The following is a 14817-nucleotide window of genomic DNA, read 5'->3' on the forward strand; positions in this document are numbered from 1 at the left end:
AATATAGATTCGGATACACGGTTTGTCCATTATTCTTTAAACGCATCCTCATACAAGCCAGATGGCCATTCCGCCCATGGGAACTCGCGGGGAGGTAGCGATCTTAATGTGATCTCTTCCTTGGTTACCGGGTGCGGAAAAGCCGCGATGGCAGACCAGAGAGCGATCTGCTGGCCGGGCTTGTTCACACCAGCACCGTACTTCTGATCTCCAAACAAGGGACAGCCAGATTCTTTCATTTGAACTCGAATCTGGTGCGATCTTCCGGTATGAAGTTCGATGTGTACCAGACTGTATCGATCCGTTTGACCGATAACCTGGTAATCCAGAACAGCTTCTTTACCGCCGGGGGTACCTTTTGGTACAGCTGTTACTGTGTTGGTTCGCGCATCTTTCAGCAAAGTATGTCTCAACGTACCCTTCTGCGCAGGTAGTTTACCATGAACGACGGCAGCGTATATTTTGCGGAAATGTCGTCCGCGGACCGTTTCAGACAATCTGGAAGCCGCCTTGGAGGTTTTGGCAAAAATCATTGCGCCTCCAACGGGGCGATCCAGCCTGTGAACCAGACCGAGATATACATTACCAGGTTTATTGTACCGTTCCTTCAAATCCTGCTTCAAGAGCGTGAGCAGATCGGGGTCTCCCGACGCATCCTCCTGGGTGGGGACATTAACAGGTTTCGTAATGCCTAACAGGTGATTATCCTCATATAGTACAGGAATATCACCTGATGGCTGTACGTGATCAGACATCATGACTCCCAGCGGCCCAGAATGCCGCAAGGCAGGTCCAAACCACTGCGTGTAATCGGCAGACCGATTTCACCTGCAGTAATGCTGCCTCCGTATTGAGCAGACATCGTCATCGTCAGCATGTTGCGCAGAACTGTGGATGAGATACCAGTAGTGTAGGAATTAACCAGCATGAATAGTGGGTTATCCGACAAAATGCTCATGCAAGATTTCAAGAAGGGGTAGAGGTTCTCTTCCAGCTTCCACGTCTCTCCGTTAGGTCCCCGCCCGTAGGACGGAGGATCCATAATAATCGCATCGTAACGGTTACCACGGCGCTGTTCACGTTGTACGAATTTGAATACATCATCTGTAATAAAACGAACAGGGCGGTCTGCAAGACCCGAGAGTTGAACGTTCTCCTTGGCCCACTGCACCATGCCTTTGGCTGCATCCACGTGAACTACCGAAGCGCCGGCATAAGCTGCAGCAACCGTCGCACCGCCCGTGTAGGCAAAGAGGTTAAGTACGGAGATGGGCCGTCCTGCATTCGAGATTTTATCCATCATCCAGCTCCAGTTGGCAGCTTGTTCAGGGAACAGGCCTGTATGCTTGAAGCTGGTCGGTTTGATGTGAAATTTAAGGTTTTCGTATCCGATGGTCCAGCGTTCCGGAATTGGCTTCTTCATATCCCAGCTGCCGCCGCCGGAAGAGCTGCGGTGATAGTGACCATGCACCTGGCGCCATTCATTGGTTTCTTTTTCGAGAGGCCAAATAATCTGTGGATCGGGTCTGCGCAAGATGACATCGCCCCAACGCTCCAGTTTCTCGCCGCCTCCTGTATCGATTACTTCATAGTCCTTCCAGTTCGATGCTACGTACATAGTCGTTTATCCATCCTTCAAAAGTCATTTGGATACTATTGTACAACAAAAAAGGGGCTGTACGCCAGTTGGGGTGGGCAGAAGGGACTTTGGTTGTGTTGAATTTGCTGTGTAGCCATATACGAAAAATGAAGAAAAGATGAAAATTTAATTTGACAATGATAATCATTATCACATATGATTTTGATAATTCAGATATCCTTATGAACTGCATGATCTAGATGACTAAATTAAAGTGAGGGAAAAATAGATGGCTAAATTGTTGGTGGCTTATGCGAGCATGACTGGAAATACGGAAGAAATTGCAGAGCTGATTGTAGAAGGAATTACACAGGGAGGGCATGAGGCAGTCCTCAAGGATGTAATGGATTGCAATGCAGCGGACGTGCTTGAATATGATGGTTTCCTGATAGGGGTATACACATGGGGAGACGGGGAACTGCCAGATGAATTCCTTGATTTTTACGAAGAACTGGATGAACTGGACCTGAGTGGCAAACGAGCGGCTGTCTTCGGCAGCGGTGACACATCTTATGAACAATTTTGCGGAGCAGTGGATCTTGCAGCTGCGAAGCTGCAGGAGCGCGGGGCGGAAGTATCTCCAGAGATGCTGAAGATTGAGTACAGTCCGATGGAGCAGGAGAAGGATACATGCCGTGAATTCGGTAAACGCTTCGCTGCTGCCGGATTACAGGTGTCCTAGAAACCATGTTGAAACCTAATGTTCAGGCAGCCGTTCAGCCGAGAGGTACGGACCATTCGGAGAGACTGCTTGAGGATTATAAATTGGAGGAGATGCTTCGCAGCCCGCATCGATTCATTCGCCCAGAATCGGAGGCTGCAGAGCGTGCCCCGCTGCAATGGAGACACCGCGTTCAGTATGCGGTCAGTCATGCGGTTAATGCCTTTTATAGTATGGACCCCGATGTGCGCAAGGAGGTTCCGGTACAATATCTGCTGGAAAAGTGGTGGCCGAAAAAGGCAGCAGGTTTCGACTCCATCCTTCATTACTGGGATGTGAAAAATAAAGTCATTGATGAACTATCATTGGCAATCGCCATGAACGATGACTTGAAGCATCCCATGATTCTGTTTGAACAGTGGAAAACCGAAATTCCTGCACTTTCCATGCACTTGTCGATGATTTTCCAGACAGCTTGGCAACCGGAAGGGTGGGACTCTCTGTTGCTTCAGAAATTCATGGTGGTCCACGATCCAAACGTAGTTGAAGCTTTTCAGCATATGGCCAGTGTGTTTTGCTGGGAAGCCTTCGGGAAGCTGCCTGGCATGATTGAAATTTACTGTTTGCTCGAAGGTCGTAAAATTCGATTCATTCCGGGACGTCAATCCCTGATTCGTTCAATGGATTACATTAGGCTTGTTCGTGACAGTATCCCGCAAACGGAAAATTCGGCAACGGAACATTTCACCTCCCGTGATAAAGCCCGGATACATGAGGAAGTGGACCGAAGAAGAAGTGAAGTAGAGCCCAAGAAAAACTGGCTCATGTAGATCTGCATGAAGAGTGTCTGACAGAAAGTGAAGATAAAGGAGGAGCGACACAATGTTAACCGGTGTGAATCAGTTGGGGAGTGGCAAGAAGCGTGCAGGAAGCTGCGAATTCAGCCCGCTTCCGGTACCACAATCGGTGATTGGACGTTTGCTGGATGAGGCAGACCCTTCCTTGTACGTGATGAGTTCTAAACCCTGGCGATTTATGCTTTTTGCTGGAGAAGGGCGCCAGCTCTATCTGGAAGCGGTCAGACAGAGCTATCCTCCTCACTTGGCAGACCGATATGGTGACTGGGCCGCATATCAATATACAGAAGCCATCCCTGCGCATCTGATTGTTGTTGCACCAACCAACAATCAAGAGGATCATATACTGCCTGCAAAAGCCTGGAGCAGGCGATTCTCCATGCTGGCAGCAGAACAGGGACTGCATGCCGTTTGGAAAATGAATGATTATCAGCAGCACCCCGTTTTTATGAATCTGATGGGCTTAACCAGTGAAGAGCAGGTATTAGGAGTCTTTCACATCGGTTACGGAGACCAGCCTGCATTAAGAGATGTGGATGTTAGCAGACCAGCCTCTGAACTGATGACAGTCTACGACCATCTGGTTTAAAACGCTGCCTCTTAGGCGAACAGAAATTAACGATGCGTGTCTTCCAGAAAACGGCTAACTAGCTGGCGGTACGTGTCTACGCCAGAATAGGTCAAGTACAAGCGGTTGGATACGGTAATACTGTTCCCGAAGAAAAAACGTTCGAATTGGGTCTGTCTGCCACCGAATGAACCTGCACCGAGCTCCCAGATCAAACGGAAAAGGGAAGTGCGCTGCTGTGCTGTCATATCCGTTCCTCTCAGGTAGATGTCCAAATGCGTTGCTGCATCCGTTTTGAATTCTTCCTCCTGAGGCACCATAATCATCCCGCTTGAGGCCATTAGCTGGATGATTTCAATCATCTCGGGATACAGCTTCGGATATAGTATATTGGCAGCCATCAGTGGCTGTGGTGCAGGCAGTATAAAACCTCGACCATCTGGCACGGCGCCAGCTTCAGCAGCGATGGCTAACGCCTTAAGAGACTCGAGTCCGGCTAGTACACGTGCCGTTTTCTCAACGACGTGTGCTTCGGAGGCGAGGTCAAGCGTATCGGTGAGCAGCTGAAGTGTTCCCAGGATGAATTCAGTTTTGGCAATATATCGGCATAAAACCTGATGTCCTGCGTGTATGTGGAAGTTGCTTCCGTTAAATAAACGCGAGGACATTTCTTCGTTTCCAGCAAAGAAAATCCGATCATGGGGCACTAAGACATGATCAAAAATGACGATGTTATCCATCTCTTCGTATCTGGAGCTGAGCGGGAAATTAAAGCGGGATTCAGATGCGTAGGTATCCCGACATACGAGGGTGATGCCTGGAAGATCGTTAGGCACGGCAAACGCGAAGGCAAACGGATTTTCATCGTCAAAAGGGGCTGGTGAGGGTGACGGGTATACAAAAATTTCATCACATGTAGCACCCTGTGTAGCCATCATGAATGCCCCGGTGATGATAAGACCATCTTCAGTACGTTCAACCACCTTGGCTGCGATTGCATCCTCGGTAGCATCCATCTGCCCGGATATTTTGCTGGCGTGTGGTTGTATAAAGGCATGAGAGAGGGTAATATCATTGTCACGACAGAAGGCATAGTAGTTCCTCAGATTTTCAGCGTACTGCGGAGATAACTCGTTAAGGAGCTCCGCTGCAGTGTAGAATGACATGATGGCCGTGTTCATATAATCGGGTGACCGACCCAGAAACCCGTGATGAACGTTTGACCAGACACTCATCGCTTCACGCCGTCTCCGCAGATCATCAACTGTGGTGGGCGGCAGAAATGACAGTCCCACCGGTTTCCCGTCTACGGGGGATTCGTACGTCATCTTACCTGCAAGCAGCGGATCTGATTGCATGTCGTAGAGTTGCGCTTGTGTCTCCATGAGGCCTTTGAAAGCAAGATGTTCTGATCTTTTACCCGTAACGAGTTCTCCCTTATACCAACAGGGGACACTCTGGGAATTGATTCGTTCAATGTACTGCTTGCCACTTTTAACAGGCATCGTTATTCACCTCTTGGATCTAATCGTTCATGGGCAGATAGACTGCTCTCGTAGTTTACGTAGGCAGCCTTCTTTATGTGCATCCTGACAGAGGAATAACGAACTTGGCAAAAAGGGCTTGATAATAATTATCATTCTTGTTACAATACAAAAAGAAAAAGGAACCGGCCAGGGCTCCTTTAACTTAAAACAATGGTAAAGTCTTTATTTTACTTCAAAGGTTTTGCAGTCTGTTTCAGCAGACTTGCTTGCTTCTTGTGAACTGTGGCTCACGATATAAATCGAATCAGCATTACATTTGTTCTCTTCAGCCCAGTGAACACAGGAATTTACTTCACACAATACGTCTTTTGCCATGATTAATAACCTCACTTTTGAGTTAGATTACATTCGTTGGTATAAAGATAATTCCGACTTACCAAGTTGCCGCTTGAAGTTCGGAACATTTTGTCCTCTTAATAAAGAGGGCTTATTTGCGTTATACACAACGATGCACTTTCAGAATAGCAAATTTGGGCAACGCATGCAACATGTGCAATGCATATACAACGCTTTTTGCGCGAGCGAGGAAGACTGACTTTGCAAAAAGGCGGTCGTATGTTATGATTAAATAGTAATAATTACGATTAAACGGAAGTTCAATAAGAAACTCACAACAAATTTCCAAAAAACTATTATTAAGTCGTTTAAAGTGATGTTTATAAATCATAGTTGATCGTGACCTCTTTATTCGGTTTCTCAAACATCAATTCCTTAAGGCTTGGAGATTCGCAGCTTACTCTCCTGGCATAAACGGAAGGAGAGTTATTCAAACATGAGCAAAACAAATCATATGAACCGTATTCCCCGTGCCAAGGGAATGGATATGGCTGCTTTTTATTCACCGAAAGAGTGTACACGCAAAGTAAAGCACATTGTCTTCTCACAGGAGAACGAGCGTATCATCGAGGAATTCCTGACCATTCTCGGTATGAAGGAACGCTTTGTGGAGCATGATGTTTCCATGCCAAACAAATTGGTCATGTTTGGTCCTCCTGGCACGGGGAAGACTTTAACGGCATCCTACCTGGCCTCTCGGCTTAATCTCCCACTGGTTTTAGTACGTCTGGACGCAATCATTCACAGCCATTTGGGAGAGACGGCTACGAATGTACGTAAACTTTTTGAGTATGCACGTCTGAATCCCTGTGTGTTGTTTTTGGATGAGTTCGATGCCATTGGCCGCACCCGGGAGAGCAATGATGAAGTGAAAGAGATGGCCAGGGTAGTTAATACCTTGCTGCAGTGTCTGGATGAATTCGATGGCGATAGCGTACTGGTGGCAGCCACCAATTTGGAAACCCAACTGGATCATGCCGTATGGCGTCGATTTGATACCAAAATAACGTATGCCATGCCGGATGAAGAGAGCAGGCAGCGATATATCAACAAACTGGTTGGACAATTTGAGCATCAGCCAGACCTGAAAACCTATATGTGCAAGCAGTTAAAAGGGTGCAGTTACGCCGATGTGGAGCAGATTGTGCTCAAAGCCAAACGGAAAGCGATTATTATGGACAGCCCATTGCATGAACAATTGATAACTGATGCATATGATGAGTATATGCCGCGATTATTATCTACATAGAAGCTGAGCGGAACATTACTGTCCGATAAACAAAATATAATGAAACAGCCCTGCCAGGGATCCATTCAGGAACCCGGGCCGGGCTGTTCTGCTGTTTAAGATGTTTTAAGCATTTGCTGGTGAACGGTACGCTTTTTCGGGAGTGGTTGCTTCAGGTGTCTTCCAGCGTGGCAGTTTCAGCGTAAACTGACTTCCTTTTGGGCTGCTTGAGGTGAGGGTCAGATCTCCACCTTGTGCTTGAGCAAGAAGGCGGCTGTAGGTGAGCCCAAGTCCCAATCCCCGAGACTGACGCTTTTTGAGCTCGCCTCGGTAGAAACGTTCAAATATTTTGAATTGATCTTCCTCGGCAATTCCTGTTCCGTTGTCCAGTACGTCTACGTAGAGATAGTTTTCTTCAGCACGCAGGCGAATCTCGAACAATGTGGTTTGTCCCGAAGCAGTGGCCTGCAAACCATTATTCAGCAGATTGACGATAATTTGCTGAATCCGCAATGCATCACCGATCGTATACAGTGCCCCCGCAGGTACATGCATTGCAACTTCCGGTGATTGATCCTCGTAAGCGATTTTCCACTGGTAAATAATCTCCCCAACCAGCAGACTCAGATCGACGCGCTCATGGCGTACGGCAACACTGCCTGCACTCATGGCATTATAGTCCAGAAGATCAGCCACCATGCGTTCCATACGTTCGGATTCTTTTAAGGCGATATCGAGAAACTCTTTGCCTTCCTGCGGGCTAACAATATCATCTCGAACAGCCATAACCAGTCCTTTGATGGAGGTAACCGGGGTTTTCAGCTCATGGGTAACGCCTGCCAGTGAGAGATTACGCCATTCCTCCAGCTGCTGTAATCGCAGGGACATTTCACGAAAAGAATGGACGAGTTCATTCATTTCCTGCTCCCTGGTGTCCAGATTCAGGTTTACATCATAATTGCCGGTTCGAATCTGCTCTGCGGCATGTGCAACCTGGCGAATGGGTTTGGACAGCTTGCGGGACAGAAGATAGATCGTAAACCAGCCACACAGAATGAGAGCAGCAAACAGCAGACCTACAATCAGCAGAGTGTCGGGACTGTAAGTTATGGCTTTTTTGGACTGCAGCACCCATACTTTACCCAGCGTCTGGTCGGCATCCACTACATTGACGGTTACACCCGCAAATTTGTGGTTTCGCGGCTCCGACAGATCATCTGACAGTCTAGTGTAAACTTCCTGCTGGGTCATTTTCGGTTTGGAATAGATCAATTGATTGTTGTTGTCGAGAATCATGATACAAAAATGATTATCGGTATTAAAAAGCTTGGTACGCTTGTCCACCAATCGATCCAGATCAGGAGGAATGTGCAGTTTGTTTTCAGTCCCGGATACCTTCTCCGCAATTTCAAGACCCAGAAGCTCAGCGGTTTTGAGACCTTTCTCCAGGGAAGTGGTCCTGATCCAGTAGAGTGCCCCTGCCACAATTATGATGAAGCCGATACAGAGGATCAGAAAATATTGAAGTGTCCAATAGGAGAGAATGGAAGTTTTTCGTTTAGGCGTTTTACGGCTTAGTTTGCGATCCAAAATTGATACCCCATTCCCCTTAAAGTCCGGATTTCTCCTGTTTCTGGCAGCCAGTGGGAGAGGGCCTGACGCAACCGTTTAATGGAAAGATCCACAGCCCGGTCGCTTCCGTCATATTCCATGCCCCATACCTGCTCAATGAGATGCTCCCGGGTGAACGTTCGATTTGGATATTCAGATAGGAACATCAGCAGCGACAGGTCGCGAGGCGTTAACGCCACTTCTGCACCATTCAGCAGTACCTGTTTAGCTGCCAGATCAATGACCAGATTGCCGAAATAACGTTTACCTTCCCCTTCTGCTGTCCAATGTGGATTGCGGCGAAGTACGGCATTAACTCTTGCAACCACTTCCTCCGGCACGAAGGGTTTGCTCATATAATCGTCGGCACCGGCATTCAGCCCATTGAGACGGTCCTGAATGTCGTCCAGTGCCGTTAGCATAATGACAGGGCAAGGGCTTTTTTCACGAATCACCCGCAGCAGATCCCAACCATCCATCCCTGGCAGCATGACATCGAGCAGAACCAGGGCGGGTACGTCAGAATCAAATAAAGTGAGAGCAGTGGGTCCATCTGCTGCATGACGGACATCAAAACCCGCTTTTCTCAGATAAGCAGCCAGCACACGAGCAATTGCCTGCTCATCCTCAACGATAAGTATGGATTTCAAGAAGGTTTCTCCTTTCACGACATAAGCTTGTGTACTGATTTTACATGAGCAGGGCCCTAAAGCCAATTAGGCAAATATTTTCAGAAAAAAGAATGAGGCTTTCATCCTTTTTGACGTCATCCTGACACATTGGGTTGATAAGATTCTTGCAACAACCAACTATACAATGACCAATTGGAGGAGATAGAGATGAATAAAAAGACAAAAACATGGGTGATATCCGGAGTTGCTGCAATCGTAATTCTTGGGGGCGGAGGTTACTATGTCGCTAACAGTTATATGGGGAATAACGTAGATATTGAGCAGGTACTACCAGCAAGCACCGCAGCATCCACAACGGATGCAGGCACAGGTACGACGGTTGCAAATGAAGCAGCAAGCGCGGAGCAATTAAACGGGGATTGGACCATCAGCGAAGGCTCGAAGGTGTATTTCTCGGTAACGACATCACAGGAGACTGTCAATTTTGTGGACGAGCAGGTAAGTGGAACCTGGGCGATTAATGTGGACGATGCTTCCCAGATGAAAGCGGAAGGTCAGATTGAGATGAGCGGAATTGATTCGGGTAACGGTCAGCGCGATGGTCATGTGAAAGAAGCTGATTTCTTCGATGTTGGCACACATCCGCAAGCGACTTTTACCGCTACTTCTTTTGAAGGCATTCCAGCGGAATGGACTGCAGGACAAACCGTGGATTTTAAAATGAACGGTACCCTTACGGTTAAAGGCGTCGAAAAAGAGGTTACTTTTGATGCAAAGGCCGCCTATGAAAATGATCAGGTACTGCTGTCTGCAACGACAACAGTCACTTTCGAAGACTTCGGTATGGAGAATCCTCACTCGGTTGTGTTATCCACAGAGAATGATATTCAGGTCCAACTGGAACTGAAGCTTGACAAATAAATGATTTGTGAGTGAAAAAATGAGGCGCGGATCCTGATTCAAAATAGGATTACTGTTGCTCCGATCTCATCAGAAGGAATAATACAATGAATACACCTGTCCCAGATGCCGTAGGCAAAGGGGCAGGTTTTTTTGCGTTAAGGCGTTGTTCTAACACAGGAGGAGCAGAGAGACTTCACGGTTGGAATGGTTCGGCTAGCAGCAAATGATATTAAACTGTTTGAATAACTGCTGTTTCCTTTGGAAAATGCCGTGTTCCGGCTCGCTGTGAAGCGCTTACAATAATATAGATTTCATCAATGATTCAATGATGTTCAGGTGTTATAAAAAGGGGGAGATCAAGAGTGAACAAGAAATACATAAGCGGCTGCCTGGTCTTATTCATGCTGTTCTGTGAGCTCGGCTTCTGGGTACGTCCGGCTGGGGCAGCAGGGGTAAACGTTGCATTGAATAAACAGGTTACCGTGAGTGCAGAGGATCTGCAATACAATGGCAACAAGGAAAATGCCGTGGACGGCAGCGCCGATACCAAATGGAGTGCAGACAGCAGAATTGAAGCGGAGCAGTCTCATTGGTTAATGGTCGATCTGGGAGGAACGTACCAGGTATCGGGAGCTGAAGTGACATGGAAAGATAAAGGCCAGGTGGTTAAGTATCATGTTGAAGTGTCAGCAGATGGCGCTGAATGGACAACAGCTGCGGATCACCGAACGAACGAAATAGCCGAAGACATCGCGAAGGTGAGTTTTCAGGCTAACGACGTGAGGTATGTGAAGGTTACGATTCCATATTATGCTGGACCAGATTGGTGGCCAGGCATTGCCGAATTGAAAGTCTGGGGGCAAGAAGAGGGGCTTACGCCAGAACTCATTACATCGTATTCTCCAATTAATATTTCCACCTTAAAAGGGGTTGCACCCGTAATGCCTGCTGAAGTGCAGGCTCATTATTCAAATGGAAAGACGGCAGATGTTCCCGTATCATGGAACGCGATAGATCCGATTCAGTATTCTTCCGTTGGAAGCTTCACCGTTACAGGGGATGTATATGGAGCGCCTACTCAACCGGTGGCTGATATTCAGGTTGGGGGATACCGGAATGATTTTGTACGTGGAGTGGACATCTCAACCTTAACGGCAATTGAAGACAATGGCGGTAAATATCTGGACAGTAATGGGACGGAAAGGGATCTGCTCGACATCTTTAAGGACCGCGGCGTCAATTATGTTCGTCTCCGTCTGTGGAATGATCCACAAAAATCAGGTGGGTATAATGATAAAGATGATGTAATTCGACTTGCTAAACGTGTTAAGGAAAAGGGAATGAAGATCCTGCTGGATTTCCATTATTCCGATGAGTGGGCCCATCCAGGTCAGCAGCTTCGACCAAAGGAATGGGAGGGCTTATCCTTTGAAGAACTGAAACAGGAGGTATTCAATTATACGTCTGAGGTCGTAGGTGAGATGAAATCGTCGGGTGCCATGCCGGATATGGTTCAGATCGGGAACGAAATTAACAGCGGCGTTCTGAACGGCCTGAACAGCAATGTGAATTTTGATGAGAATGTTGCCTTGCTGCAGAGTGGTGTAGATGGTGTGCGCGCTGTCGATGGTGGAGATCAGGTTCAGATCATGATTCATCTGGCAGAAGGCGGCAAACCGGAGCTGTTTGATTGGTACTTTGGAGAAGTGGAGAAGCGCGGACTGGAGTATGACATCATTGGGCTATCCTACTATCCGTTTTGGCATGGAACCTTCGCTGACGTACGGCAAACGATGAATACAGTCTCTGCCAAATATAAAAAAGAAGTAATCATTGCCGAGACCTCATACCCGTTTTCCTACAAAAATGGAGATGCCCATGGCAACATCATTGGCAGTCCAGAGGCGCTGCATGTGGGCGGTGCGACTTTCCCGGCTACGGTGCAAGGTCAGCATGATGCCATTGCCGGCATTATGGATATGATTGCAGAAGTTCCTGATGGCCGCGGAGCGGGTTTTTTCTACTGGGAGCCGGCATGGATTGCCGCCAATGTGGGTTGGATTGCTTCAGAGGGAGATGCGTGGGAGAACCATGCCATGTTCGACTATGATGAATATCCTGCCAATGGAGGGTACTCGTTCGAAGGTCGTGCCTTGGAGTCACTGAATGTGTACAAACGAGGGATGGATACCCAGCCTGTAGACCGCCAGCAATTATGGGCAGCCATTAAACGTGGGAGTGAAATGGTGGCTTCTGATTATACGCCACCAAGCTGGATAACCCTGGCACCAGCCATTCAGGCAGCCAAGGACGTGTATTACAAAGCCTATACTTCAGAGGTTCTGACACAACAGGAGACCGATGAAGCTGCAGCTGCGCTCGAAGCAGTTATGCAGCAGCTTGAAGTTATCCCGGCTGATCGTAAGACGCTTGAAGGCAAAATTGCAGAAGCTGAATTATATCATGAAGCAGATTGGTCAATTGCAACATGGACTGTTTTTAGCAAAGCACTCGCCAAGGCTAAACAAGTACTTGCTGATCCAAGAGCGACCCAGACCGAAGTGGACCAGGCAGTGATCCATTTGGAGAAAGCCATTCAGGGATTGTCCGATGTAGACAAAACTCTGCTGATCAAGCTCATCGAAGAGACTCAGCAGCAGAGTGAATCATCCTATACTTACCGAAGCTGGAGCCTTTTGCAGACGGCGCTGCAGGCAGCCATTGTGGTAAGAGACAAACCTGATGCCATCCAGTCTGAAGTGAATCAAGCACTGGAACAGCTTCAGCAAGCCGGTCGTGACCTTGTTCAACTCGAAGCCTTGACAACAGGGAAGACAGCAACAGCCTCCACTAGTGAAGGCGCGGGCGGCGGACAGAGCAACTCACCTGACGGGGCAATTGACAGCAACCCGAATACATCATGGGGAACGGATCAAAGTGTAGGCAGCTGGTGGCAAGTGGACCTCGGTGCGGTTGCCAATATCCGAAAGTTAGAAATGTCCATGTGGAGCGGAGGCATCAAATACAGAATCGAAGTCTCTGAAGACAATGAAAATTATGTCACGGTGGTGGATACCACAAGTGATGTCGTTGTATCCACCAGTCCAAGACACATACTGCCGGAAAACACTCAGGCACGTTACATTCGAGTTACTATCACGGCCGGTTCGACATGGGTAGGATTCATGGATTTTGAGGCATATGGAACATTTCCTGCAGACAAAACTGCTCTTCGGATGACCGTGGACTCAGCATCTAAGCTTCAGCAAAATCAATACACGGCTGCCAGTTGGAGCAGATTGGCGGAGGCGCTGACTAGAGCCAAGGAATGGATGGACGACATCGAAGCTTCAATTCAGAATATCAGTGAAGCTGACAACGCATTAAAAGAAGGCATGCGTCAGTTGGTCCGGCAGGAGTCAACCCCTGGACCATCGCAACCAGTCCAACCGTCACCGCCATCCTCACCAGGAAATCCAGCGGTTACAGTACCTGCACCTGAAACGGAACAGCAGACCGAAAAGGGATCTACCCTACTCAAAGGAGTTTTGACCAGGAAAGATCAGTATTCTGTTCCACTGAATGAACAGCAGCTGGTTCAATTGGTGAAAGGGCTGGAAGCAGGTAACCAACAGCTGCGTTTGGTTGCAGACATTGCTGAGCCATACCAAGCTGTCACATTCCAATTGCCTGTGAGTTCACTCGGAGCATGGGTCAAGACGCAGGCGTTACAGTCAATGGAGCTGAGCGTGGGCCAGACTTCGGTACGCATACCGATGAAATCACTTCAGGAGATCCATGCATCGACCGCCAAAACACTGGATGTGGTGATATCGAAGGGGTCCACTGCGAATCTGTCCGAGCAGCAAAAAGCAGTGATCGGTAATCACTCCGTTATCGATGTCAAACTGTTGGTGGATGGCGAAGTGCTGCCTTGGACGGATCGAGCTATTGAGATCGCATTTTCGGGTATAGCTACACCGGCGACAGCGAATACAGTTCCCGTTGTTCAATCCTTATCGCCAGATGGTCAGATGAAGACAGTCCTGTATTCTGCATATGATGAGTCTGCACAAATAATGACGTTCAAGCCGCTTCAATCCGGTTCATTCGTTATAGTAGAGGTGAATGTGACTCTGGCGGATATACAAGCACATTCTTGGGCAGTGAATGAAGTAAAGAGTTTGTATGGTAAAGGAATTGTCTCTGGGATGTCCGGTGACCGTTTCGATCCGTTGGGTGAACTGACCAGGGCCCAGTTCTTGCATATGGTTATGAAGGGAATTGGTGAGTCTCATGTTCCGAACAAAACCGGATATTTGCTAAGTGATGTATCCGAAGGACAATGGTATACGGATTCGATTCGTCTTGGTTTGCAGATGAACATTATTCAGGGGCGCCCTGACGGATCTTTTGGAGTGCATGACCGGGTTACCCGTGAAGAAATGGCGGTTATACTGAAACGTGTCATGCAAGCTGTGAAGCAGGATGAAACGTCCGGTGTGGATGTATCCACAGGTACAGAGTTCAGGGATAACGGAGATATCGCAGGTTATGCGAAGCAAGCCGTATCATCCATGCAGCGGTTAGGATTATTGAAGGGCTTGGGCGATGGGAATTTCGCTCCGAAACAGACGGCTAACCGTGCACAAGGAGCTGTTGTCGTTGCCAGAATGATGGAACTGCTATATTGAAATAGTAAAACAATGAAATACAGACCTGTCTTAAGGCTGCGGCCTAGAGACGGGTCTATTTTTTCGGAAATCATTAATGTCATATTGACATTATCATTGTTCTTTGTTATCATTTCGATAATATCATAATGACAATATTAA

At 47.7% G+C, this 14817-nt stretch carries 12 protein-coding genes; 6 read left to right on the top strand and 6 right to left on the bottom strand.

The window, feature by feature from the left end; genetic code table 11:
- Positions 1 to 29: 29 nt before the first annotated feature.
- Both AC3WQ3_RS14990 and AC3WQ3_RS14995 read right to left on the bottom strand, forming a co-directional pair.
- A complete protein-coding gene (locus AC3WQ3_RS14990; RefSeq protein ID WP_492472640.1) occupies positions 30 to 755 on the bottom strand; it encodes an RluA family pseudouridine synthase in 726 nt (241 codons plus the stop codon).
- Positions 755 to 1618, bottom strand: coding sequence for a class I SAM-dependent methyltransferase (locus AC3WQ3_RS14995; protein WP_095292682.1), 864 nt, complete (start codon positions 1616 to 1618; stop codon positions 755 to 757). The genes AC3WQ3_RS14990 and AC3WQ3_RS14995 overlap by 1 nt, the downstream gene beginning before the upstream one ends.
- Before the next feature lie 250 nt (positions 1619 to 1868).
- On the opposite strand from AC3WQ3_RS14995, the gene AC3WQ3_RS15000 reads away from it, so the two are divergent.
- From AC3WQ3_RS15000 to AC3WQ3_RS15010, 3 genes are read left to right on the top strand one after another with little or no spacing between them, the layout of a single operon-like run.
- The gene (locus AC3WQ3_RS15000) at positions 1869 to 2321 is read left to right on the top strand and encodes a flavodoxin (RefSeq protein ID WP_095292679.1); all 453 of its coding nucleotides are present in this window, start codon (positions 1869 to 1871) and stop codon (positions 2319 to 2321) included.
- A 5-nt stretch (positions 2322 to 2326) separates the two neighbouring features.
- Positions 2327 to 3130 carry a hypothetical protein gene (locus AC3WQ3_RS15005; protein ID WP_492472641.1) on the top strand — a complete coding sequence of 268 codons (804 nt, stop codon included), beginning with the start codon at positions 2327 to 2329 and terminating at the stop codon, positions 3128 to 3130.
- Between the two features lie 52 nt (positions 3131 to 3182).
- Positions 3183 to 3746 carry a nitroreductase family protein gene (locus AC3WQ3_RS15010; protein ID WP_492472642.1) on the top strand — a complete coding sequence of 188 codons (564 nt, stop codon included), beginning with the start codon at positions 3183 to 3185 and terminating at the stop codon, positions 3744 to 3746.
- A gap of 26 nt (positions 3747 to 3772) precedes the next feature.
- On the opposite strand, the gene AC3WQ3_RS15015 is transcribed toward AC3WQ3_RS15010, so the two are convergent.
- Both AC3WQ3_RS15015 and AC3WQ3_RS15020 read right to left on the bottom strand, forming a co-directional pair.
- Complete coding sequence (locus AC3WQ3_RS15015) at positions 3773 to 5230, bottom strand: 4-hydroxyphenylacetate 3-hydroxylase family protein (protein ID WP_492472643.1); 1458 nt, start codon at positions 5228 to 5230, stop codon at positions 3773 to 3775.
- Between the two features lie 204 nt (positions 5231 to 5434).
- On the bottom strand, positions 5435 to 5587 hold the full coding sequence (locus AC3WQ3_RS15020; protein WP_095292667.1) for a DUF1540 domain-containing protein: 153 nt from the start codon (positions 5585 to 5587) through the stop codon (positions 5435 to 5437).
- Between the two features lie 457 nt (positions 5588 to 6044).
- Here AC3WQ3_RS15020 and AC3WQ3_RS15025 point away from each other — a divergent pair, with 457 nt between their 5' ends.
- A complete protein-coding gene (locus AC3WQ3_RS15025) occupies positions 6045 to 6857 on the top strand; it encodes an AAA family ATPase (RefSeq protein WP_492472644.1) in 813 nt (270 codons plus the stop codon).
- 105 nt (positions 6858 to 6962) lie between these two features.
- Here AC3WQ3_RS15025 and AC3WQ3_RS15030 read toward each other — a convergent pair whose 3' ends face one another.
- The gene (locus AC3WQ3_RS15030; RefSeq protein WP_492472645.1) at positions 6963 to 8426 is read right to left on the bottom strand and encodes a HAMP domain-containing sensor histidine kinase; all 1464 of its coding nucleotides are present in this window, start codon (positions 8424 to 8426) and stop codon (positions 6963 to 6965) included.
- Positions 8411 to 9097 (bottom strand): response regulator transcription factor, encoded by a 687-nt coding sequence (locus tag AC3WQ3_RS15035; protein WP_492472646.1) that lies wholly within the window; start codon positions 9095 to 9097, stop codon positions 8411 to 8413. Before AC3WQ3_RS15035 ends, AC3WQ3_RS15030 begins: the two co-directional genes overlap by 16 nt.
- Positions 9098 to 9286: 189 nt before the next feature.
- On the opposite strand from AC3WQ3_RS15035, the gene AC3WQ3_RS15040 reads away from it, so the two are divergent.
- Together AC3WQ3_RS15040 and AC3WQ3_RS15045 are read left to right on the top strand one after the other, a co-directional pair.
- Complete coding sequence (locus tag AC3WQ3_RS15040) at positions 9287 to 10000, top strand: YceI family protein (RefSeq protein ID WP_154895712.1); 714 nt, start codon at positions 9287 to 9289, stop codon at positions 9998 to 10000.
- Between the two features lie 344 nt (positions 10001 to 10344).
- Positions 10345 to 14676, top strand: coding sequence for a glycosyl hydrolase 53 family protein (locus tag AC3WQ3_RS15045; protein WP_492472647.1), 4332 nt, complete (start codon positions 10345 to 10347; stop codon positions 14674 to 14676).
- Positions 14677 to 14817: the final 141 nt, after the last annotated feature.

It is taken from the genome of Paenibacillus sp. FW104-T2, assembly GCF_058789975.1.

Excerpts from the sequence above, each read along its gene's own strand:
- AC3WQ3_RS14990 (WP_492472640.1), bottom strand. The coding sequence starts at position 755 with ATGTCTGATCACGTACAGCCATCAGGTGATATTCCTGTACTATATGAG.
- AC3WQ3_RS14995 (WP_095292682.1), bottom strand. The coding sequence starts at position 1,618 with ATGTACGTAGCATCGAACTGGAAGGACTATGAAGTAATCGATACAGGA.
- AC3WQ3_RS15000 (WP_095292679.1), top strand. The coding sequence starts at position 1,869 with ATGGCTAAATTGTTGGTGGCTTATGCGAGCATGACTGGAAATACGGAA.
- AC3WQ3_RS15005 (WP_492472641.1), top strand. The coding sequence starts at position 2,327 with ATGTTGAAACCTAATGTTCAGGCAGCCGTTCAGCCGAGAGGTACGGAC.
- AC3WQ3_RS15010 (WP_492472642.1), top strand. The coding sequence starts at position 3,183 with ATGTTAACCGGTGTGAATCAGTTGGGGAGTGGCAAGAAGCGTGCAGGA.
- AC3WQ3_RS15015 (WP_492472643.1), bottom strand. The coding sequence starts at position 5,230 with ATGCCTGTTAAAAGTGGCAAGCAGTACATTGAACGAATCAATTCCCAG.
- AC3WQ3_RS15020 (WP_095292667.1), bottom strand. The coding sequence starts at position 5,587 with ATGGCAAAAGACGTATTGTGTGAAGTAAATTCCTGTGTTCACTGGGCT.
- AC3WQ3_RS15025 (WP_492472644.1), top strand. The coding sequence starts at position 6,045 with ATGAGCAAAACAAATCATATGAACCGTATTCCCCGTGCCAAGGGAATG.
- AC3WQ3_RS15040 (WP_154895712.1), top strand. The coding sequence starts at position 9,287 with ATGAATAAAAAGACAAAAACATGGGTGATATCCGGAGTTGCTGCAATC.